Source organism: Chryseobacterium gambrini, assembly GCF_027920505.1.
In the GTDB taxonomy this organism is placed as follows: domain Bacteria; phylum Bacteroidota; class Bacteroidia; order Flavobacteriales; family Weeksellaceae; genus Chryseobacterium; species Chryseobacterium gambrini.
Genome location: NZ_CP115857.1, coordinates 3927791 through 3951138, shown reverse-complemented (window position 1 = coordinate 3951138; position 23348 = coordinate 3927791). Strand labels below are relative to the sequence as shown.

The window sequence follows — 23348 nt, the reverse complement described above, 5'->3', positions numbered from 1 at the left end:
CAACTCTGTCGAGTTGCTTTTTTGTTTTTATGATAAACTGATTTAAGTTTAATTAGATCTGAAAGAATTCCAGTAATCATTCTGATCTTCCCCAAAAAGGCAGTCTATAAAAGAATCCAAAGACATCTTATATAAAATTTCCTGATCCATTTCTTTACAATCGGTTGCAAAAAATTCAGGATTGAGCTGAATATTTTCTCTGTCTACAATTAAAATATTATCAGGACAGTAAAAAGGATAATTCCTGATATCCGAATTGGTGGTAATTAATTTTCTTCCCGAAGCCAATACCTCAAAGGTTCTTATGGTTAAGCCATTCTGGAAAGGTTTATTAATATCCAGTACAGATTTTGTCTTTCTGTAAAAATCGATGATCTGATGGTGATTCAGCTTATCAAAACTTACTTTTGTAATATCAAACTGCTTCAGGTTTTTATCAATCATCTTTTTCAGTCGGAATGCGATTCTTCCCATTGCATAGTAATAAAAGTAAGATTTCAGATTAAGCCGATCTGCCATTACTCTGATCTTTTCTCCTACAATATAACGATCCGTATGAGCGCTTCCGATAAAAACAATGTCATATTCCGGTTTCTGAGAATACTGTTGTAAACTTTTATATTCATCAACATAAAACAAAGGTCTGAAGCTTATGTTATATTTTACCGAATCATTGTATTCAAACGTAAACTTTTTGTCGAAATATTTAAGATTTTCAATCAGATTGGGATATTCCGTCAATGGATCAAAATTATAGTAAATCATTTCCATTCCGGGATTATCATTCTTTATTTTTTCAAGAAAAAAAACAGGAATGGCTTCTCCTTTTATCAGGAAAAAATAATCGTATTCTTTGTCTTTAATTTCTTCAAGAATCCGGTTATAATAATTGTTTATTTTAAGATGGTAGAATCTTTTATTAAGACGGATAATGCCCTTCGAAAAATTGGAATTGGAAGGTCTTTCATCATAAAAATCCACTTCAGCGCCCAGTTCAGAAAGTCTTTTTGCTATGGCTCTTTCATATTTAAAAAAACTGACTGACAGAAAAAGTATTTTTTTACCCTTTAAAGCAATCATTTTAAAAGTCCTTTTACTTTCATTTCTTCCAGAGATTCTTTGAACTTTACATCCTGAATATTCTGTTGCAGAACCCAATGGGTAAACTTAGACATTCCTTCTTCAAAAGATATTTTCGGCTGAAAATTTAATTTTGATTTAATCTTGCTGATGTCTGCAAAATTATGCCTGATGTCTCCCAGACGAAACTGTCCGGAAACATTAATTTCAAAATCGACATTGTAAAATTTTCTGAAATTTTCCGCTACCGTAGTTACTGCGGTAGAAACCCCAGTTCCCACGTTGAAAACTTCGCCGTTCGCCGCATCATTTTCAATACAACGAATTGTTGCTTCCACGGCATCATCCACATGAATGAAATCTCTGGATTCGTTTCCGTCTTCAAAAACATTAATATCGTTTCCGTTAAGAATCTGGGACGAAAAAATAGATAAAATTCCCGTGTAAGGATTTAAAAGTGACTGTCCTTCTCCGTAAACGTTCTGAAACCTCAACGCAACCGGAGCAACTCCCATGGAAGAACAGGCAGTCATTACCATCTGTTCCTGTGTATATTTTGTAATTCCGTAGATAGAAGTCGGATGTATTTTAGATTCTTCATCCGTTGGCAAAGCGCGAAGAATCTGCCCGTCCGGATAAATAATTTCGAAATTTCCTTTTCGCATCTCTTCCACGTTTCTGGGTCTTGGATAAATCAGTCCCAATTCGGGATGAAGATATTTTCCTTCTCCATAAACCGCTCTGGAAGAAGCAATAATCACTTTTTTTACCTGATGGGGTTTATTTACGAGAATATCCAGCATTTTTGCCGTTCCGGAAACATTCACATCCGTATATTTTTCGATCTGGTACATGGATTGTCCGGTACCGGTTTCTGCCGCAAAATGCACAATAACATCCTGTCCGTCAATCGCTTTTTCCCAGTCTTCAAAATGAGCAACATCTCCTTTAATGAAATTTACATTCCCTAAAATATTTCTGTACAAAGGCGAATCCTCATCAGGATTTTCTCCGTGAATCTGAGAAGAAAGATTATCCAGAACCGTAACTTCATACCCCTTCTTCTTAAGTTCTAAAGACAACTTACTCCCAATAAATCCGGCTCCTCCTGTGATGAGTATTTTCATTTGATACTTGTGAAATGTTTATTTTGTTCTGTTTAAATTATAATAAAAAGTCCGAAGGAGCAAAAGTAAATATTTTGCTTTATAAAAAAGCTTAAATGTGGTATATTGAATAAAGTTTATTTCTTTTAAATCATACATTTCCTTCAGATTCTTTTTAAAACCTTTTGCCATTTCGGGAAGATTTGCAGACAAACCCGAAACCCCGAAACTTCTTTTTCCTTTGCCTACAAGAACCAGACTTTCATTCAGAATGTACATTTTATTTTTCAGGGAAACCTTCATCCAGTAGTTTACATCTTCCGCATACCGCTGTTCGGCATCAAAATAGCCTGTATTTTCCAGAACTTTTCTTCGGAACATTACCGTTGAAGGCTGTGCTTCATTTCTTATCAAAAGCTTTTTAAAGGTAATTTCTGCAAGACCATTTTTTATACGGTACGGAAAAAGAATTTTATTGTTATTTCTCGCCGTGGCAAGAAAATCTATTTTCAGATTACTATTTTCAAAATACTGTATCTGTTTTTCCGTTTTCGCGGAATCCCACTCGTCATCGGCATCCAGCAAAGCAATATAATCTCCTTTTGCAATTCTTAAACCTGTATTTCTTGCACTCGAAACCCCACCGTTTTTTTGATGTAATAAAGTTATATTAAGCTGAGAATGATCTTTAATGTAAGCTGTAACCTTAGAAGCACTTTCGTCAGTGGAACCGTCATTTACAATGATAATTTCAAATTTCTCCAGTGGAAAAGTCTGATTTTTCACAGAATCCAAAGCAGAAACAATGGATTGTGCAGCATTATACATGGGAATAATTACGGAAACCATCTATACTTTTATATTATTTTTAAAAATGCCCAAAATTAAAGCAGTCATTACAAACGGCATCGACATATTGAAAAAACTGATATCAAAATATGAATTAACGATCATATTCTCATAGCCATATTCTGCAAAAAACATCGCAAACGGAACAAAAACACAGATAAACAGTAAAACTCCTGACCAAAGCAGGGTTTCATAAAAAGATTTTACTTTAAATGAAAGTATACAGCCTGCAACAATATAAGAAATACTTAATATCAAAGGTTGTTTTGCTCCCTGAATAGCAAAAGGATTATGCTTCAGAAAAACATTAAAATCTGGTGCATTGTGAAAGAAAATATAACAGACCGCAATCACTGTAACTAAAAAAACAGCCGTAAAGCGCAGTTTTTCTTTTATTGAAAAATCAACAAATTTTTTAAACAATAAAACCGTCAGTGGAATAACCGCGGAAAGCCTCGTGAGTAAAATTAAAGCGGATAAAAACGATACAACCGCAGAATTTATCTTTTTCTCTTTGATGAATTTTTCCCAAATTAAATAAACCGATCCTACAATGATAATAAAATTGGAAAACAAATCACTTTTAACATATATTTCCCACAAATAACTTGGCGAAAGGAAAAGCAATACCAAAACCGCAAGTCTCTGTCTGTAATCCGAAAAAATTTTAAAAATTAAATACGCAAAAAGCAGGAAAGAAAAAGACTGCAGATAACCTACACTTCCGAAAAGCAGGTAAAAAGGCATCCCAAAAACAATAAGAACCGGCAGATTGGAAGATTCTCTTCCCATATGATCCGGAATATGGTAAGGATACTGCCCATTGAAAACAGCCTTAATTCCGACTTCCATTGCCGACCAGCGATCAACATTCAGCGTGTTTCCATCCACTTTGTAATTCAGGTACATGCTAAACAGGAAGAAGAAAAATATTCCCAGGAAAAAAGCCGTTTTATAAAAAAATTCCTTCAGACGAATTTTCAGATAAAAGAAACCCAATCCTAAAAATACCACAAGATATCCTGCCAAAAGCGGGATGTTATACTGTTCTCCGTATTTAATGATAAAAAGAGAATTTACAGCAAGATAAATACAGACCAAACTGTAGGTTTTCAGTTTTTCTGATATTGGGATATTTGAAAATGCAGCTTCCATGAAGTATTTTTCTTTTAATTTTTAAGAATTTCCTTCGTTATAAGGCAATCTGTTCATAATCGATCTTCCCAGAGAAATTTCATCTGCGTATTCCAGCTCATCTCCTACAGAAATTCCTCTTGCTATGCTGGAAAAGTTTACCTCAAAATTTTTAAACTTTTTGTAAATGTAATATGCCGTGGTGTCACCTTCCATCGTTGCGCTTAAAGCAAAAATAAACTCCTTCACCTTTCCGTCATTCAGTTTTTTTTCGATGCTCGGAATGTTTAGCTGATTGGGTCCTACTCCTTCCATCGGAGAGATTTTACCCCCCAGAATTAGATATTTCCCTGTGTATTTTCCCGTATTCTCAATAGCAATTACATCGCGTACATCTTCCACAATACAGATCACCTCATCATTTCGCTTCTCGTTGCTGCAAATCTCACAAATCTCAAAATCTGAAAAATTGTGACATTCTTTGCAGTATTTTATTTCGTTCACGAGATTAATGAGGGAATTTCCAAGACTTGTTGCTCTGGAATTGGGCTGTTTCAATAAATGTAATGCCAAACGCAAAGCCGTTTTTCTTCCGATACCGGGTAATCCGGCAATTTCATCCACTGCTTTCGCTAAAACTTTACTCGGGTAATCCATAGAACAAAAATAATGATAATTGTTGACAGTTTACTACCTGTTGTTTTTATGTTAAGAGTCTAAAAATAAATTTTAAATCTTTTTAATAATCCTCCATTTCCACAGTTCCGTTTTCTAAGCTCAGATTAAAAACCTTATATTTGATCATCTAAATATTAACTTAAAAAAATAAAACTCAATGGTTCTTAACAATTTAAACTATCCACTGGATTTTAAATTTAAAATTTCAACACTGGCAAGTGATTTCAATATTACAGACAAAAACGGAAATTACGTCGCTTATGTGCGTCAGAAAATGTTCAAACTGAAAGAAGACGTTATCATTTTTAATGATGAAAGCAAGTCTAAAGAACTTTTCAGAATCAAAGCCGATCGATGGCTTGATTTTAATGCCTCTTATTCTTTAACTGAAATAGCGACAGGAAGAAGCTTTGGAAGACTTGCGAGAAAAGGGATGCGTTCTTTCTGGAAATCGACTTACAACGTTCTGGACAGTAACGATAAAGAGAGATTTACCATCACAGAAGACAACGCATGGACAAAGTTTCTGGACGGAATGGTGAGCGAAATCCCTGTGATCGGAATGTTTACCGGATATTTCTTAAATCCTTCCTATACCGTAGCCGGAATAGACGGAAAAGCTTATTTTAAACTGAAAAAAATGCCGTCTTTCTTCGGAAGAAGATTTCAACTGGACAGACTGGTTGATATAGATGACGAAGAAGAAAGCCTGGTCATTCTTTCATTGCTTATGATGACGCTGCTTGAAAGAGCGAGAGGATAGCCTCAGAATTTCCGCAGTTTTCAATCTATGAAAATATCTTTTGATTTAGATGATACCATTATTTCCAACCATAGATTTCCTTTAGAAAAAGAGACTTTTTGGGCTAAAATTACCGGATGCGAAAGGATTCGATCCGGAACAGTTGCCTTGTTTAAAGCATTAAGAGACAGAAAACATACAATTTATATTTATACTACTTCTTACAGGAGTATCTTAAAAATTAAGCTGATGTTTCTATCTTACAGTATTCCGGTTGATTTTATCATCAATCAGCAATTGCACGACAGAAAAGTAAAAAAGAAAGGCAAAAATATTTCTAAATTTCCTCCGGAATTTGGCATTGATATTCATATTGATGATTCTGCCGGAGTTGAAATGGAAGGAAAAAAATTCGGATTTAAAACCATCATCATTTCACCGGATGAAGGAGACTGGACAAACATCATTCTGAATAAAATTGATGAATTCAGAATGAGATATGAATGATTTTAAACGGTCAAACTTTATCAGAAAAATCAATAAATTAAATTTTTCATACCTTTAAGTTTCGAAAATTTTTAGGTTAAATTAAATAATACACGATGAAATATGTAATCATTTTCTTTTCGGCTTTCCTTCTGGTTGCGTGCAAAAAGGATAAAGAAACAGTTTCCGATTCGGCAAAAAAAGATTCTGTAACGGTAGTTCAGGATTCTGTAAAAACAGATGCCCAGAAAACAGGCATTGCCGTTGATCCATTTCCTTTTCCGAAAGAAATTAAGGAATGTTCATGCTATTTTGCCAAAAGCAAGTCGGATTTTGAAAACGAAAAATATATTTATGCAGATGATGCCGGAAAAACAGCCTACATGAAGCTGGACGGAAAAAGACTCGCCATGAACCTGATCTCTTCAAGTGATATGGAAGTAGACGAAGAACTGAGCAAAGAAATTGAAAGCGACGACTATAAAATCTCGGTAAAAGGTAAAAAAATAAAAGGAGAAGAAGCTTTACTTTTTGAAGGTACGCTTACGATTGAAAAACCGGACGGAACGGTTGTTACCCTACCTGTTTACGGAGAATGCGGATGCTGAAAATACATTTAAAACAATAAAAAAGAATGCTTCTGAATGATCGGAAGCATTTTTTATTTCGTAATTTTGATAAAAATAAATTTCATGGAGCTATCTAATATAGAACCGCAGATTATCTGGAAAAATTTCTCCAAATTAAATGCGGTTCCGAGACCCTCAAAAAAAGAAGAAAAAGTAATTGCATTCATCAGAGAATTCGGTGAAAACTTAGGACTGGAAACCACGGTAGATGAAGTAGGAAACGTGATCATCAAAAAACCGGCAACAGCGGGAATGGAAAACCGCAAATCTGTGGTTCTGCAATCGCATCTGGATATGGTTTGCCAAAAAAACAATGATGTAAATTTTGATTTTGAAACAGAAGGAATCAAAATGGAAATCGATGGAGACTGGGTAAAAGCAAAAGGAACCACTCTGGGAGCCGACAATGGTTTAGGAGTAGCGACGATCATGTCTATTCTGGAAAGTTCAGATATTCCGCATCCTGCTTTGGAGGCACTTTTCACCATTGATGAAGAAACAGGAATGACAGGAGCTTTAGGTCTGAAACCAGAACAGTTAACCGGAGATATCCTTCTGAATCTTGATACCGAAGAAGACGATGAAATCGATATCGGCTGCGCCGGAGGAATTGATGTAACGATCTCTCAAAACTACGAAACTGAAGACGCAAAAGGACAAATTGTAAGATTTGAAGTGAAAGGACTTCAAGGCGGTCATTCCGGAATGGATATTCACAAAGGCTTCGGAAATGCAAATGTTATTTTGGGAAGACTTCTCTATAAGGCTTTGGAAAAAGAAAACATTCAGCTGATTTCTATTGACGGAGGCGGATTGAGAAATGCTATCCCGAGAGAAGCCGTTGCTGTTGCTTCCGTAAGAAATGCTCAGGAATTTATCGAAGAAGTGACGAACGGACTTAAAAAAGAAATTTTAGACGAGTTTGCAAGCATTGAAGCCGGTCTTCAGATCAATATCGAAAACACGACAACTTCAGAGAAAGCGATTTCGGAAGCAGATTCCAGAAAGATTATTTTAACATTGAAATCTCTTCATAACGGAGTGTACAGAATGAGTCCGGATGTAAAAGATCTGGTAGAATCTTCCAATAACGTCGCAAGAGTTGAATTAAAACACGGTGCATTAAAAATTTTAAATCTTTCCAGATCATCTGTAGAATCATCTAAAGATTCGGTGGCTGAACAGTTAAAATCGGTTGCTGAACTTGCCGGAATGAATACCGTTTTCAGCGGTTCTTATCCGGGATGGAAACCAAAACCGGGTTCTGAAATCGTTCAATTGATGGAAAAAATCTACGTGGAGAAATTCACTGAAAAACCTCACGTGGTAGCCTGTCACGCAGGTCTGGAATGCGGAATCATCGGAGCCAATTATCCTGAAATGGAAATGGTAAGTTTCGGACCGACCATTCGTGGGGCACACTCTCCGGATGAAAAGGCAAATATTCCTTCGGCACAGAAATTCTGGAGTTTCCTGAAAGATATTTTAGCCAACATTCCTCAGAAATAAAATTGTAAAATTGCTATATTGAATATCCAAAGTCGTTTTGATTTTGGATATTTTTTGTTTAAACCATTAAGATTCATTTAAGCTGTTAAGAATATTAAGTATAATTTGTTTTACTAATTAAATCAGAATGATTAATCTTAATGAAACTTAATTGCTTAATTTACCTTAATGGTTCATAAAAATTGAAATCATATGAAAAGCATCACCGTATTCTGCGGATCCAGCTTCGGTTCTGCATCTATTTACAAAGAACAGGCAGCTTTGCTTGGTGAAACTCTGGCAAAACAAAAAATTCAGCTTATTTACGGCGGCGCAGATGTTGGTTTAATGGGCGCTGTTGCAGACGGAGCACTGAATGAAGGCGGAAAAGTAACCGGCGTCCTTCCCCGCTTTTTACAGTCCAAAGAAATTGCCCACAAACAATTGACAGAATTAATTCTGGTGGAAACCATGCATGAGCGAAAAACCAAAATGAATGAACTTTGCGACGGCGTTATTGTTCTTCCGGGAGGTTACGGAACAATGGAAGAATTTTTTGAAATGATAACCTGGGCGCAACTGGGACTTCATAAAAAACCAATTGGAATTTTAAACATCAACGGATTTTATGACGATCTGATCAGACTGGTGGAAACAATGGTGGAAAAAGGATTTTTAAAGCAGATTAACCGTGAGATGCTTTTAATCTGTGAAAATATTGAAGAATTACTGGAAATGATGAAAAATTATCAGGCTCCGAATGTTGGAAAATGGATTTCTAGGGAGGAAGTTTAGTATATTTACATTACAGACTTTTAATTGTCAAAAAAAATACAGCCATGAAAAATATATTTCTTTCAGCAGGATTATTTTTAAGTCAAATAATATCCGCACAGTACAATTATCCTGCAACTCCTGAAAAAGCGGTGGTGGATGATTATTTCGGTACAAAAATCACAGATCATTACAGATGGCTGGAAGACATCAAAAATCCGGAAGTAAAAAAATGGTTCAAATCTCAGTCTGATTTCAGCCATACCGTGATTGATAAAATTCCGCACCGTGAAGATCTTTACAGACGCATGAAAGAAGTACAGGAAATGAACGGTGATTCTTTCGACGTCATCTATCAAAGAGGAAACACTTATTTTTATACAAAGACTAAAAAAAGCGAAAACCTTTCTAAGCTTTATTCAAGAGATCTTGCAACAGGAAAAGAATCGCTGATTTTTGATCCTGAAACGCTTGGCAAAAATACACAAATCACCAATTTTGTACTTGACTCGAAAGCAGGGAAAATTGCCATCTTACTGTCAAAAGCAGGTGGGGAAATCTGCAACTTAAGAATTTTTGATCTTGCCACCAAGAAATTTTTAAAGGATGAAATCGGTCCTATCTGGAGTGAATTTGCTTTTGAATTTACTCCCGACGATAAGGCTCTTCTTTATACAAAAATGAGTACCGCAGATCCAAGCAGCAATATGCTTCTAAAAGACATGAAAGCAATGCTTCATGTGATTGGAACCGACACAAAAGCTGACAAGGTATTAGCATCCAGAGAAGATTATCCGGAACTGAATGCTTTAACAGAGCAATTTCCCTCAATTTATTTTACCGATGACTATAAAAATATTGTTTTAAGATTAAGTTCTGTAAAATCTGAAAGTCCGATTTTTGTTGCACCTTTTTCTGAATTAAAAAACAAAAAAATAAACTGGAGACAAATCGTAAAACCATCAGACGACATTACTGATGTATTTATTTCCGGCGACAAATTGTTTCTGCTGACTCATAAAGATGCTCCAAATTATAAAATCACTCTCACAAGCTTATCAAATCCTGCCCCTGATAAAGCCACCACAGTAGTTGCGGAAAACAAGGATAAAGTAATCATAAGTATTCATAATTCTAAAAACTATCTTTATTATTCATTAGGAGACGGTATTGTAAGAGATAAATATCAGGTCAATATCAATACGCTTGCCGGAAAAAAAATTGATTTTCCAACCGGAGTTAACAGTTCATTATCTCTCAACCAAAGAGAAAATGACAACATATTCTGTAACAACGTTAACTGGCTGACTCCATTAACGACCTACGAATACAACCCTGAAAAAGGAGATATCGTAAAAAGTAAATACCTTAATTCAGAAACAAAATATCCGGATTACAGCACACTTTACAACGTAAAAGAGGTGGAAGTAAAAAGCCACGACGGCGTTATGGTTCCGCTATCTGTTATTTATCCTAAAAATATAAAAATGGACGGCAGTAATCCTGCTTATATTACAGGTTATGGCGGTTATGGATTTTCATATGAGCCCCGTTTCTCAACAAGACTTTCCGTACTTTTGGAACAGGGCGTCGTATTGGCAATAGCCCATGTAAGAGGAGGAGGTGAAAAAGGTGAAAACTGGCATAAAGACGGTATGAAAGCAAAAAAACCGAATACATGGAAAGATTTTATTGCATGTTCGGAATACCTGATCTCCCAAAAATATACTTCATCTTCAAAACTCATAGGAAATGGCGTAAGTATGGGCGGAGTACTCATTGGAAGAGCCATAACGGAAAGACCTGATCTGTATGCTGTAGCTATAGCAGAAGTGGGAATGACCAATGCCTTACGTTCTGAGATTACCCCTAATGGTCCCAATCAGATTCCGGAAATAGGAACTTTAAAGAATGAAGAAGACACCAAAAACCTCCTTGAAATGGATGCCCAGAGTAAAGTAAAAGAGGGAGTAAAGTATCCCGCTGTAATCATCCGCACCGGAATGAACGACTCCAGAGTTGAACCTTGGGAGCCGGGAAAATTTGCAGCCATACTGCAAAAAGATTCCGCCTCAGAAAAACCTGTTTTGCTGTATGTAAACTATGAAAACGGACATTTCACAAGTGATTTCGATGTTATTTTTAAAGAGTACGCCGATATTTATTCATTTGCTTTGTGGCAGGTGGGACATCCAAAATTTCAGCCTGTAAAATAATAGAAACAAAGCCTCCCGAAGAAAATCTTCGGGAGGCTTTTATTTTATGGTAAGTTAAAATCTTTCTAAGGATAAGGAGCGATCTCCACTTCCAGACCTTCCATTTCAGGAACGATATGCAGTTGACATCCCAGTCTGCTGTTTTCCTGTACATGGAATGCTTCACCCAACATGGCATCTTCTTCTGCGCCCATTTCATCAAGTCCCGGATCGTTGGTCACGTAAACCTGACACGAAGCACACATAGCCATTCCTCCGCAAACTCCGATGGTTCCTTCTTCCGCCAGTTCATAAGAACGGATGATTTCCATCAGATTCATAGACATATCCGTTGGCGCAACAACATCGTGCGTAACTCCTTCCCTATCGGTAATTTTTATATTAATATCGCTCATCTTTTGTTGATCGTTAATAGTTGATTGTTGATGTAATGATATTCAACAACAGACAACAAAATTAGTCAATTTTTTTCACAACTGCCTTTTCAGCCTCTTTTCTGCTTCCGTCGAATCCGTCTACGCCGCTTACCGTTGTATATTTCAGAACGAATTTTTTACCCGGATTCAGTCTGTTGTAAACACTCTGACACATTAAAGTCGCTTCATGGAACCCGCAAAGAATCAGCTTTAATTTCCCCGGATAAGTATTGATATCCCCGATCGCGTAAATTCCGTCGATGTTCGTCTGATAATCCAAAGCATTGTTTACAACGATTGCATTTTTCTCAATATTCAGTCCCCAGTTTCCGATTTCTCCCAATTTTGGTGTTAAACCGAATAACGGAATAAAATAATCTGTTTCAATATCGTAAGGATCCTGTCCGTCAATTGCCACTGTAATCGCTTCTACTTTTCCGTCACCTTTAATTGCTGTAACTTCTGCAGGAGTAATTAATTTAATTTTACCCTGATTTTTAAGATCCTGAACTTTTTCTACAGAATCCAAAGCGCCACGGAATTCGTTTCTTCTGTGGATCAACGTAACTTCACTCGCTACATTAGATAAGAAAATACTCCAGTCCAGTGCAGAATCTCCTCCTCCGGCAATCACTACTTTTTTATTTCTGAAATGTTCAGGTTCTTTTACGAAATATTCAAGACCTTTTTCTTCGTAATCGGCTACGTTTTCAATGGTAGGTTTTCTTGGCTCGAAAGTTCCTAAACCTCCTGCAATAGCAATCGCTTTCGCTCTGTGAACCGTTCCTTTGTTCGTAATGACTTCAAACCATTCGTCATCCACTTTTGTGTAAGAAACTGCAGTCTCTCCCAAAGTGAATCCCGGCTGAAACTGCTTGATCTGCTCCATCAAATTATCCACAAGCTCTCCCGCATTTACAGAAGGATATCCCGGAATATCGAAAATAGGCTTTTTAGGATAAAGCTCAGCCAACTGTCCTCCCGGTTGAGGAAGTGCATCAATAATATGGCACTTCATTTTTAATAAACCTGCTTCAAATACAGCAAAAAGTCCTGTGGGACCGGCTCCTATGATCAATATATCCGTCGTTATCATAATTATAAGATAATTTAATTATACTTGTGAGCGCAAATTTACTAATTTTAATGCGAAGCATATTTAATTCAGTCTAAATAAAAAACTGAGATTTGTCAAATATATTTCATATTTTAAAGTTATTGAATTTGGCAATGTTTTTGTAAAATTTTAATTATGAAGAAATTTTTAAGTGTTATTTCGATATTTATATTCATTCTGGGATTTGGACAGATTGATAATATTGCAGACGGAGAGTCTATTACGCTGAGAATCCATTACGGATTTCTGAATGCGGGTACCGCTAATCTTACGGCACAGAAAACTACGTTCAAAGGAGCTCCGCATCTTCATGTAAGAGGAACGGGACAGACAACGGGAGCAGTAAGAGCGTTTTTTAAGGTAGAAGATTTTTATGAAAGCTACATCAATATGCAGACTGAACTTCCGAGCTTTTATGTAAGAAACGTGCGGGAAGGAAGCTACAGACAGCATCTGGAAACAACCTTCAACCACGACAACAATACATTGGTTTTAACGGATAAGAAAACGCCGGCAAACGGATCGAAAGTAATAAAATCTGTAAAAGGAGTTCAGGATATGCTTTCCTGCTTCTATTATTTAAGAAGTAAAACTGCCACTGAACTGAAAACCGGAACAGTAATCAACATGAATGTATGGATTGATGATGAAATGTTTCCTTTTCAGCTAAAAGTGGTAGGAACTGAAAATCTGGATACCAAATTCGGGACAATTAACTGTTTAAAAATTATTCCGTCTGTGAAAAGCGGAAGGGTTTTTAAAGAGAAAGAAGGAGTAACGATGTGGGTTTCCAACGACGCCAACCATATCCCTATTTTATTGAAAGCTGAATTGGCAGTCGGATCATTAAAAGCAAGTATCGACGGATATAAAAATGTAAAATATCCTTTAAAGTTTACAAAATAAATTCATTGTAAATCATTAGAAATAAGGTGTCTGCAAATTTTGCAGACATTTTTTTGTTTTGTGATGTAATAGATTTCAGATTTCGGTTGTCTTCTTTAAAACATTAAGAACTGAACTATGAAAACTCAGATCCTGGCAATTTGCCTTACTTTATCTTCCATACTCACCTATTCTCAGAAAAAGGAAGATGCGCAGATTGTCAGAAAAAACATCGTCATCACAAAAACCTCATCATCTCCCAAAATAGACGGAATTCTGGATGATGCAGAATGGCGGAATGCTCCTGTTGCTACCGGTTTTATAGAAAGAGAGCCCAACAACGGAAAACTTCAGGCAGATTCTATCAGAACGGAAGTCAGAATTTTATATGATGATACAGGAATTTATTTCGGAGCCCAGATGTACGATCCTACTCCTCATAAAATTGCCAAAGAACTCACAGAAAGAGACGGCGTAGGAAATGATGATTTCTTTGGAGTTACTTTAAACGGGTACAACGACAAGCAGCAGAGTCTGGAATTTATGGTAACCGCAGCCGGCGTTCAGTTTGATGCAAAAATTACGACGGACGGAGAAGATGACACTTGGAATTCCATCTGGTACAGCGGTGCAAAAATCAACGAAAAAGGATGGGCGGTAGAAATGAAAATCCCTTATTCTGAATTGAGATTTCCAAAAAGTAATGTTCAGGAATGGGGAATGAATATGTTCCGCAGGATTCAGCGGATCAAAGCTTCCTATGACTGGAATTTTGTGGATAATGCAAAAAATTCTTACACATTATTCGATGGTGTTTTAAAAGGAATTGAAAACATCAATCCTCCTACCCGATTGTCTTTCACGCCTTATTTTTCCACGTACGTCAACAGTTTCGACGGAAAAACAACCGCCAATATCAACGGCGGAATGGACGTAAAATACGGTATTAATGATGCTTTTACCTTCGATATGACTCTGATTCCGGATTTCGGACAGGCAAATTTTGATAATTCGATTTTAAATTTAACCCCGTTTGAACAGCAGTTTTCCGAACAGAGAACATTCTTTACAGAAGGAACCGAATTATTCAGTAAAGGTGGAATGTTCTATTCAAGAAGAATTGGCGGGGAACCTTCGAGATATCCTGCAACCAATGACAATGAAGAGGTAACGGAATATCCTTCAAAGGTAAAATTATTCAATGCTTTTAAAATTTCTGGAAGAACAAAAAAAGGATTGGGAATAGGTTTTTTTAACGGAATAACGCAAAAAATGGAAGCTACGATTTTAAACCATGAAACCGGGGAAGTGAGAAGAGAGGTTGTAGAACCGTGGACGAATTACAATGTTCTGGTTTTTGATCAGCGATTCAACGGAAATTCTTCTGTCTCTTTGGTAAATACCAACGTTACCCGAAACGGAGATTTCCGCGATGCCAATGCAACGGGAATTCTCTGGGATATCAACAACAAAAAAAATACTTACAATACTTTCGGAAGTTTAAAAGGAAGCTGGGTGATGGATGGTGAAACCAAATTCGGGACTAAAGGTGAGCTTGGCTTTGCAAAAATTTCAGGGAAAAACCGTTTTAATATCAACGGAAATGTCACTACAAAAGACTGGGACATCAACGATGTAGGATTTTCGACAAGAACGAATTTCGGAAATTACAACGCCTGGTACGGTTACAGAATTTTGCAGCCTACGAAAACGTTCAACAATATGTATCTGAATTTCAACCTGAATTATTTTCACAGACTGGAACCTTTTATTTTTCAGAATCTGATTTTTAATAACAATAACAGTTTTACGGATAAAAACTTCAGGGTTTTCGGGGGAGGAATAGAGTTTACACCTTTTACCCAGAATGATATTTACGAGCCGAGAACTTTTGGGAGACATCTTCAGGTTCCTAAATATTTCGATTCGTGGATTTGGTTTGAAAGCGACAGCCGAAAGAAATTACAGCTTAATTTCAGTTTCGATTATTATGCATATGATGAAAAAGGAAGAAATCAGGTACTTACCAATTTTGGACTGCGCTACCGTTTTTCAGACAAATTTAATGTAAACTGGGGCTTTAATCCGAGTTTCAGCAATAATGAAACAGGTTTTGCCGGAAAAAACAGTACTGATATTTTCATAGGAAGAAGACAGAGAAATACCTACGAAAATGTACTGACCTCAAAATATACTTTTAACGAAAAAATGGCTCTTACATTGACATTCAGACATTATTTTTCAGATGTTACGTACAAACAGTTTTATACGCTGAATCAGGACGGAAGTCTTGCAGAGACAAATGCTTTTGACAAAAACCTGAACGGAACCTACAATGCATGGAATGTGGATCTGAGATTTTCGTGGTGGTTTGCTCCGGGAAGCCAGCTTACTTTATTATACAGAAACGCAACTTCCAATTATCTTGAATTTTCGAAGCTGAATGTGAAGAAAAACTATGATATGCTTTTCAGTGAACCTACTGTGAATAATATTTCTCTAAAGTTAACGTATTTCATTGATTACAACAGGATAAAAAGCTGGACGAAGAAAAAAAGTTAACCGTTAAGTTAGATTGATTTTTTTAAAATCTAATAAAACTAATTTAAAAATTAACTGGAAACCGAAAGTTCAACAATGTCAAAAATCTCAAAAGACAATCATAAAGAATAAAGAAGTTTAACCATTCTGTAAATAGAACCGTAGTAAATTTTCAATAGAATCTTGTTTTTAATTACGTTTTGTTTCTTAGGTCAGTAATTAAAAACGTCAAGCCTCCGAAATTTCGGAGGCTTGATTTTCATTGTGTGTGTTTTTTTAGGCTGCTTTCTAACCTTTGCTACCTTTTTTAGTATCTGTTACAGAGCATTTCTGCTCTGCAATCCCGATACAAATATTATCATTTGTGCTTTAAATCTTTGATTCTGAAATAATTTTTTTTCATCATTTGTGTTTTCAGAATCAAAAATCACTTTTAACTATCGGTTAATAATTGTTTGCTTTTGTTGATACAAATGTAGGCACATTGTGGTATATAATTCTAATAAATCCTTTAGATATATATCGCTAAGCTTGTAGATATTTATCTACAACAATAAACAATTCAATACTTTATCGAAAAATTAATCATTTTAATAAAAAAAATCATGAAATATTGCAATTTCATGATTTCAATTTTAAAATGTATTTTAAAGTTTAGTAATGATTTTTCATCACTTCGATAAGTTCTACAATATTTTCAATTTTAAGTTTGTCGAAAATTCTTTTTTTGAGTGTACTTACCGTATTCTGTTTAATATCAAGCCGGTTGGCTATTTCCAGATTTCCAAGACCTTCCGCGTACATTTCCGCAATCTGGAGTTCCCTTTCCGTTAAAGACAACAAAGGATTAATGAGTGTCGGGTTGCTTATGGAGTTTCTCAACAAAGCCTGTGTAACCTCAGAAATATAACTTCCATGGCTGTACATTTTCTTAATCGCTTCTGCAATCTCCTCTTCCTCGCTCAGCTTGCTTAAAAATCCGTCAGCTCCCGCGTTTAAGAATTTTAAAGAATGGGCGCTTTCTTCAATTCCTGTAAAAATGAGAATCTTGGTTTTCGGACTCATCTTTTTAATCTCCGGAACAACAGTAATGCTGTTTCCATCAGGAAAATGGGCATCTATAATCGCAATATCCACAGGTTGTTCCTGTATGGAAATCATAAGCTGCTGCAGATTGGAAGCGTGAAAAATCTCACTCTCCCAATCCATATCTTCCAGAAGAAAAACAATTCCCTGTCTTATCAGGCTATGATCATCCGCAAGCAAAAATCTTACAGATCCTGAATTTATTCCACTCATTTACTGATATTTAAATTAACAGAAAAATGTACGGTTGTCCCTTTTCCTTCTTCGCTAAAAACAGAGATATTCCCATCATACAAACCAATGATTTCTTTGCATAAACTCAATCCCAATCCTGCTCCGAGATTTTCCACATCTTCTGATAAAACTCCCTGATAATAAGGTTCGAATATCTTTTCAAGATCAGATTTGGAAATTCCGACACCGGTATCGCTGATTTCCGTAATCAAAGATATTGTATTTTCGTCAACAGGCTGCGTTTTTGCAGTGACTTTTATCTGTCCGTTTTCAGTAAATTTATTTGCATTTCCCAGAATATTCATGAAAATCTGGTTGATCTTTTTATTATCAGAATAAACGTTGATATCCGGATTTATATTTTCATCAATAATGAATCTGTTGTTTCTGGTTTCAATGTACGGTTCAATGGAAGTAAGAATTGAAGTGATCTCGTTTTTAAGATTGAACTTCACCGGAATCAGCTTATTTTCAACCGCCTGATTTTTGGTGTATTCCAAAATCTGGTTTGCCTGCATCAGCAGAGAATCGTTGGTAAAACTGATGGATTTCAGATATTCCTTCACCTTTTCATCCTCCGTTCTTTTATTAATTCTGTTGATGAACAACCCTATAATTTTCAGAGGCGATCTCAGTTCATGACTCAGCATTCCCAAAATTCTGTTTTTGAAATTCAGGTTTTCACTGATCTGCTTATTGGCAGCATTCAGTTTTTTCTCATAAATAAATGCAATTCTGGTCAGGAACATAATCAAAACGGAAACAATGAACATCAGGATCATCGCACCGAATACCAGATTCTTTCTGATTCTGTTGCTTTCGGAATTCTGTTTTTGGTATTCTTTTTCCAGTTCTGCTTTCGAATCTTTAATGGCAACATCATAAATATTCATCAGACCGTTGCTGTAAACGAGAAGATTATTAAAGATTTTATAGAAATTGCCGCTGTTGTTCTGGTTTCTGACCAAATTTACCTGAATCTTCTTAATTTCACCTTTATAATGATTGTTAACTTCATTAAAAATGCTGTCGAATTCAGCCTTAATATTGGCGGGATTGGGTTCCTTTCCCTGTTTTACCGTGATAATTGTACTTTCCTTCCGTACATTTTCTTTTCCAGAAATAGCGTCTCCCAAACGTCCGAAAAGTCCTTTTTTCTTTACCGTATCGGAGATTGTTTTTGTTTCTACTTTAAATTTATCGAAATCGTAGTTTACGCTGTATTTCTCCAGTTTCGGAAGGCTGTTTTCTACTTTGAAGTTCGATTTTGTAGAATATTCGTAGGTAGAGTCTATCAGAGATTTCAGCTTTTTTATCTCCATAGAATCTTTTTTCTTGGAGGTTAACACGTTTTTAAGCTTCGGATATTTGTTTTCGTAATGTCCGATGCTGTCGAGATTTTTACCCAGTTTATTAAGAGAAGTAAAATATGAATTGAGATAGGTATTGTCATTACTCACCATATATTTCTGAAGAAAGCTCTGTGCATTCAGGAGTTCTCCGCGGGAATTGTCCGTAAGATTTTCCAGAGTATGAACTTCTTTCAGCTGATTTTCAAAAAAAGTTAAATTCTTTTTCGATATAAACTCGTTATAGAAAAAGCCTGCGATAAGAAGCTGGATGAGCAGGATACAAACGAGTAATGAATAATGAATAATTTTCCTCGCTTTAAAATTCAATAATTTCTTAGCCATTTTTGTTTGTGTTATTAGTAAGTGTTTTTAGTGTGTTTTTTAACTAAAAAAGAATTTCTGTCAAAAGATTAAAACGATCATTCGAATATGAAATTTTTAAACTAGTTTAGCATAAAAATAGTAAAAAATCCTGTAAATAAAGTTTTTACAGGATTTAAATTTATTTAAACTTCAATATTTATAAAGTTTTGAATTGCTCTAATGTTCTGATATCATTTTCAAAGAACATTCTGATGTCGCTCATCTGATAAAGAAGCATTACAATTCTTTCAATTCCCATCCCGAAAGCATATCCCGAATATTTCTCCGGATCTATGTTTACATTCTTCAAAACGGCAGGATCTACCATTCCGCATCCCATGATTTCCAGCCATCCCGTTCCTTTCGTGATCCTGTAATCTGTTTCCGAGTTTAATCCCCAATAGACATCAATTTCCGCACTTGGCTCCGTAAAAGGGAAATAAGAAGGTCTGAGTCTGATTTTTGATTTTCCGAAAAGTTCAGTCGTAAAGAACTGAATGGTCTGCTTCAAATCTGCAAAGCTTACATTTTCATCAATATATAATCCTTCAATCTGGTGGAAAATACAGTGAGAACGTGAAGAAACCGCTTCGTTTCTGAACACTCTTCCCGGCGATAAAATCCTGATCGGCGGTTTATTTTCTTCCATGTAACGGATCTGTACGGAAGAAGTGTGTGTTCTTAATAAAATATCGGGGTTCTGCTCGATGAAAAACGTATCCTGCATATCTCTCGCCGGATGATATTCCGGAAGATTCAGTGCCGTGAAGTTATGCCAGTCGTCCTCGATTTCAGGTCCGTCTGCCACAGCAAAACCGATAGATTTAAAAATTTCGATGATCCTGTTTTTCACTAAATTGATCGGGTGTCTTGATCCCAGATCCAAAGGAAACGCTTATCTTGTAAGATCTTCTTTTTCTACGATAATAGAAGATGCAGAAGCATTTTTCAAATCCTCCAGTTTCACGTTAACAGCCTGCTTCAGGGTATTGATCTTCTGCCCGAAATCTTTCTTCTGGTCGTTGGGAACTTCTTTGAATTTTTCAAAAAAATCATTCAGAATTCCTTTTTTACCATTATACTTGATTCGGAAGTTTTCGATCTCCTCCTTAGATGTAGCATTAAAGCTGTTTACCTCAACGAGTAATTCTTCTATCTTTTCTATCATTGTTTTACCCTTTCAAAATGTTTTGCAAAAATACGGTTTTTCAGTTGAATAATTTTCTTAAAAATGTTAAAAAATCTGCCTCTTTTGGGGAGGCAGACTTCAATCACTTATTTCACTTAAATAAAAAAATTATTTTTTTTCTAAAGCTTTCACGTTGATTTGAAGAGTTACCTCATCTTTTATCACGCCATTTTCGGCAGGAGCCTGAAACTTCACCCCAAACTCTTCTCTCATAATGTCTTTCGGTTCTGTAGCAATATTCACCAGACCTTCCTTCACGGAAACATTGGCTTTAAACTGAACCGGTTTTGTAATTCCTTTGATGGTTAAATTCCCATCCAGTAAAGTATTATAATCTCCTTCAGCAGAAGGTGTTACTTTGGTAATTTCATACGAAGCCGTCGGAAATTTTTCTACCTCGAAAAAATCCCCGCTTTTCAGATGTCCGTTAAGTTTGTTCAGATTTTCGGTATCGTTTTTCAGATCTTCAGAAGTTAAGGAAGCCATATCTGCAACAAATTTTCCGCTTTCCAGCCTGCCTTCTTTTACGGTAACATCGCCACTTTCGAATTTAATGGTTCCGAAATGGCTTGTGTTTTCAGATTTAAAAATTTTATATCCCTTCCACTCCACTCTGCTGTTAAGGGTATCCACAACATATTGTGCCCCGTCTTTTGTAGTTGCCACTTCATTGCTATCGCTGGAAAGGGGCTTTTCCTTTTTACAGGAAACCACTGCAGCTAACGCGAAAAATGCAGGAATAACCAGCGAAAACAGCTTTTTCTTCATGATTTATAAATTTTTATTACTCCCGCTAAAATAATAAAAAATATTGTTCTTTCCTAAAAACATTTCAATTCATTACTTTTGTAATATGCTATTAGAAATAAATCATTTAAACTTTTCCTATTCTAAAGAAAAACCCTTGTTTCAGAACCTCAATCTCGGCTTTGAGGGAGGTAAAATTATTGCGCTTGCCGGAGAAAGCGGATGCGGAAAATCTACTTTACTGAGCCTGATCTACGGATTGCTGGACTGGGAAAGCGGTGACATTATTTTTGACGGTAAAAAATTACAGGGACCTAAAGGAAATCTGGTTCCGGGAGAAGCTGAGATGAAATTTGTTGCCCAGAATTTTGATCTGATGCCTTATGCGACGGTTGCTGAAAATGTAGGAAAATTTATTTCGAATATTAATCTCGCAAAAAAGAAGGCAACGGTTTCTGAACTTCTGGAAGTTGTCGGGTTAGAAGAATTTGCTCCTATTTTACCTAAATATCTGAGTGGCGGACAACAACAAAGAGTTGCCATCGCAAGAGCACTTTCCGTACTTCCGAAGCTTCTGATCCTTGATGAACCTTTCAGCAATCTGGATTTTCCGAGAAAGATTGAACTGAGGGAAAAGCTTTTCCGATATGTAAAGCAGAATAACATCTCTCTGGTAATTTCCACGCACGAACTTCAGGATATTATTCCGTGGCTGGATGAAATTATCGTGCTGCAAAACGGAAAAATAGTACAGAAAGGAAATCCGGAAGAAGCTTTTAAAAATCCTTATAATTCTTACGTTGCCAAACTTTTCGGAGAAGTGAATATTTTCAGTGAAAGTGAAATGCATGATTTTCAGATTTCAAAATTTTCCTATTATCCGAAAGAAATAAAAATCTCTGAAAACGGTTTTGAGGCGGAAGTTCTGGAGAGCCGCTTCGCAGGAAACCATTACTGGAATAAAGTAAGGGTAAAAAACAAAGAAATTATTCTGTATTCTGATGAAAAACTGAACGGAACTATCGCTGTTTCATTCGGTTAAATTCTGACGAATATTTATGACGAAGCTGAATATCATAGCCCAGATTGAGCGGCGTGTCTGAGCTCTTTTCTTAGTTTCGGCGGCTGCTTCGCAGCCGCCGAAACTAAGAAAAAGCGAGTAGCGAAAGCTGGAAACAGCTCCTGAAAAAATCCCGTAACGATCGCATTCTCTACAACTTATTGTGGATTTGTGGATAAAAAAAACACAAATGTAAGAATTGGGTTTAAAACTTTTTCTTACATTTGTATGTAAACAGCATAAGGAAATTTTTGGTTAATTCTCTTTCTGCCTCCTGAGACGAAATCCGTTTATTCTAGGCAAACAATGCAGTCTCTTGAAAGATTACCCTGTCCAATTCTTTCCTTTTTTTATTGCTTTATTTTCTTCTTCTGGTAGTAAAATCCTAAAAATTAAGCTTTTTTCACAAATTCAGATTTCAGTGCCATAGAACCGAAACCATCGATCTTACAGTCGATATTATGATCGCTGTCCGGTCTCAGACGGATATTTTTAACTTTTGTTCCTGCTTTTACAGGTTTTGGAGCACCTTTTACGGGAAGATCTTTAATAACCACCACAGAATCTCCATCCTGAAGCTCGTTTCCGTTAGAATCTAAGATTTTCCCTGAATTTGATGCATCTGCGCTTTCTTCTTCGGGATTCCATTCGTAGAAACACTGGGAACAAACCATCATATTATCGCTCGGATAAGTAAACTCGGAGCTGCATTTTGGACAAAGTACAGTATCACTCATATTTTTAATTTTTTGCAAAGTTAATTTTTTAATATCTTCAATTAAAATTTAATAACATGAGATATACACGTAGATTTTTAATTTTTATTTCTTTAGTCCTGTTTTTCAGGTTATTTGTTCAGATATTTAATGAAGTTGACTTAATTCCTAATTACACAATGACATTTGTTGATGAAGAAATTTCCCAAGTCGACCGTTTTCAAAATTTAAATGAATCCAAAGAATATTCAAAATCCCAGATCTACAAATATCAGAAAATCAATAAAGAAAGATCAGATAAAGCCAATTCGCAACTTATGATGATCGTTGTATTGGTTATTATTCAGTTGTTTTTCTATTTTTCTAACCACAGAGAAAGCCCAAAGCAAAATTTTGAATTTACAGACTAAAATTTTGAAACAGAAATTCTCAGCAGAAATTCGTACTTTTGCAGATTCAA

General features: G+C 35.9%; 21 protein-coding genes and 1 pseudogene. 10 read left to right on the top strand and 12 right to left on the bottom strand.

The features are described 5' to 3' along the window. Positions 1–48 precede the first annotated feature (48 nt). Genes PFY09_RS18215 through recR form a run of 5 tightly spaced genes read right to left on the bottom strand, consistent with a single transcriptional unit; the run spans position 49 to position 4826 of the window. On the bottom strand, positions 49–1080 hold the full coding sequence (locus tag PFY09_RS18215; protein ID WP_271160627.1) for a CgeB family protein: 1032 nt from the start codon (positions 1078–1080) through the stop codon (positions 49–51). Next, positions 1077–2207, bottom strand: a complete 1131-nt coding sequence (locus tag PFY09_RS18210; RefSeq protein ID WP_271160626.1) for an NAD-dependent epimerase/dehydratase family protein — start codon at positions 2205–2207, stop codon at positions 1077–1079. The genes PFY09_RS18215 and PFY09_RS18210 overlap by 4 nt, the downstream gene beginning before the upstream one ends. 18 nt (positions 2208–2225) lie before the next feature. Continuing rightward, a complete protein-coding gene (locus PFY09_RS18205) occupies positions 2226–3035 on the bottom strand; it encodes a glycosyltransferase family 2 protein (protein ID WP_076395745.1) in 810 nt (269 codons plus the stop codon). Continuing rightward, positions 3036–4190, bottom strand: coding sequence for a hypothetical protein (locus PFY09_RS18200; RefSeq protein ID WP_271160625.1), 1155 nt, complete (start codon positions 4188–4190; stop codon positions 3036–3038). Positions 4191–4211: 21 nt separating this feature from the next. Beyond that, entirely contained in the window at positions 4212–4826 is a 615-nt protein-coding gene (gene recR / locus PFY09_RS18195) for a recombination mediator RecR (RefSeq protein ID WP_076395741.1), read from the bottom strand. Between the two features lie 178 nt (positions 4827–5004). Here recR and PFY09_RS18190 point away from each other — a divergent pair, with 178 nt between their 5' ends. The 6 genes from PFY09_RS18190 to PFY09_RS18165 all read left to right on the top strand — a co-directional run bounded on the left by PFY09_RS18190 (position 5005) and on the right by PFY09_RS18165 (position 11182). After that, positions 5005–5610: an LURP-one-related/scramblase family protein gene (locus tag PFY09_RS18190; protein ID WP_076395739.1), complete on the top strand. Its 606-nt coding sequence runs from the start codon at positions 5005–5007 to the stop codon at positions 5608–5610. A gap of 27 nt (positions 5611–5637) precedes the next feature. After that, positions 5638–6096 carry a hypothetical protein gene (locus tag PFY09_RS18185; protein WP_271160624.1) on the top strand — a complete coding sequence of 153 codons (459 nt, stop codon included), beginning with the start codon at positions 5638–5640 and terminating at the stop codon, positions 6094–6096. Positions 6097–6191: 95 nt separating this feature from the next. Further along, on the top strand, positions 6192–6683 hold the full coding sequence (locus tag PFY09_RS18180) for a hypothetical protein (protein WP_271160623.1): 492 nt from the start codon (positions 6192–6194) through the stop codon (positions 6681–6683). Positions 6684–6767: 84 nt separating this feature from the next. Beyond that, positions 6768–8213: an aminoacyl-histidine dipeptidase gene (locus tag PFY09_RS18175; RefSeq protein ID WP_271160622.1), complete on the top strand. Its 1446-nt coding sequence runs from the start codon at positions 6768–6770 to the stop codon at positions 8211–8213. 192 nt (positions 8214–8405) lie between these two features. Continuing rightward, complete coding sequence (locus tag PFY09_RS18170) at positions 8406–8987, top strand: LOG family protein (protein WP_076395726.1); 582 nt, start codon at positions 8406–8408, stop codon at positions 8985–8987. Positions 8988–9031: 44 nt separating this feature from the next. Continuing rightward, positions 9032–11182, top strand: coding sequence for a prolyl oligopeptidase family serine peptidase (locus PFY09_RS18165; RefSeq protein WP_271160621.1), 2151 nt, complete (start codon positions 9032–9034; stop codon positions 11180–11182). Positions 11183–11247: 65 nt separating this feature from the next. On the opposite strand, the gene PFY09_RS18160 is transcribed toward PFY09_RS18165, so the two are convergent. Next, positions 11248–11577, bottom strand: coding sequence for a 2Fe-2S iron-sulfur cluster-binding family protein (locus PFY09_RS18160; RefSeq protein WP_087707626.1), 330 nt, complete (start codon positions 11575–11577; stop codon positions 11248–11250). A gap of 61 nt (positions 11578–11638) precedes the next feature. Continuing rightward, positions 11639–12694, bottom strand: coding sequence for an NAD(P)/FAD-dependent oxidoreductase (locus PFY09_RS18155; protein WP_087707623.1), 1056 nt, complete (start codon positions 12692–12694; stop codon positions 11639–11641). 156 nt (positions 12695–12850) lie between these two features. Here PFY09_RS18155 and PFY09_RS18150 point away from each other — a divergent pair, with 156 nt between their 5' ends. Together PFY09_RS18150 and PFY09_RS18145 are read left to right on the top strand one after the other, a co-directional pair. Continuing rightward, positions 12851–13621: a DUF3108 domain-containing protein gene (locus tag PFY09_RS18150; RefSeq protein ID WP_271160620.1), complete on the top strand. Its 771-nt coding sequence runs from the start codon at positions 12851–12853 to the stop codon at positions 13619–13621. Positions 13622–13738: 117 nt separating this feature from the next. Then, a complete protein-coding gene (locus tag PFY09_RS18145; protein WP_271160619.1) occupies positions 13739–16162 on the top strand; it encodes a DUF5916 domain-containing protein in 2424 nt (807 codons plus the stop codon). A 633-nt stretch (positions 16163–16795) separates the two neighbouring features. Here PFY09_RS18145 and PFY09_RS18140 read toward each other — a convergent pair. From PFY09_RS18140 to PFY09_RS18125, 4 genes and pseudogenes are all read right to left on the bottom strand, one after another. Further along, positions 16796–17440 carry a response regulator transcription factor gene (locus tag PFY09_RS18140; protein WP_076395716.1) on the bottom strand — a complete coding sequence of 215 codons (645 nt, stop codon included), beginning with the start codon at positions 17438–17440 and terminating at the stop codon, positions 16796–16798. Continuing rightward, positions 17437–19155 carry a sensor histidine kinase gene (locus PFY09_RS18135; RefSeq protein ID WP_271160618.1) on the bottom strand — a complete coding sequence of 573 codons (1719 nt, stop codon included), beginning with the start codon at positions 19153–19155 and terminating at the stop codon, positions 17437–17439. Before PFY09_RS18135 ends, PFY09_RS18140 begins: the two co-directional genes overlap by 4 nt. A gap of 178 nt (positions 19156–19333) precedes the next feature. Continuing rightward, positions 19334–20344 (bottom strand): annotated as a pseudogene (gene pheS, locus PFY09_RS18130) (phenylalanine--tRNA ligase subunit alpha). 129 nt (positions 20345–20473) lie between these two features. Then, a complete protein-coding gene (locus tag PFY09_RS18125) occupies positions 20474–21133 on the bottom strand; it encodes a YceI family protein (RefSeq protein WP_271160617.1) in 660 nt (219 codons plus the stop codon). A gap of 85 nt (positions 21134–21218) precedes the next feature. Here PFY09_RS18125 and PFY09_RS18120 point away from each other — a divergent pair, with 85 nt between their 5' ends. Continuing rightward, entirely contained in the window at positions 21219–22154 is a 936-nt protein-coding gene (locus PFY09_RS18120) for a sulfate/molybdate ABC transporter ATP-binding protein (RefSeq protein WP_271160616.1), read from the top strand. Between the two features lie 410 nt (positions 22155–22564). On the opposite strand, the gene PFY09_RS18115 is transcribed toward PFY09_RS18120, so the two are convergent. Continuing rightward, positions 22565–22909: a zinc ribbon domain-containing protein YjdM gene (locus PFY09_RS18115; RefSeq protein WP_076395707.1), complete on the bottom strand. Its 345-nt coding sequence runs from the start codon at positions 22907–22909 to the stop codon at positions 22565–22567. Between the two features lie 56 nt (positions 22910–22965). On the opposite strand from PFY09_RS18115, the gene PFY09_RS18110 reads away from it, so the two are divergent. Then, a complete protein-coding gene (locus PFY09_RS18110; protein ID WP_271160615.1) occupies positions 22966–23298 on the top strand; it encodes a hypothetical protein in 333 nt (110 codons plus the stop codon). Positions 23299–23348 lie beyond the last annotated feature (50 nt).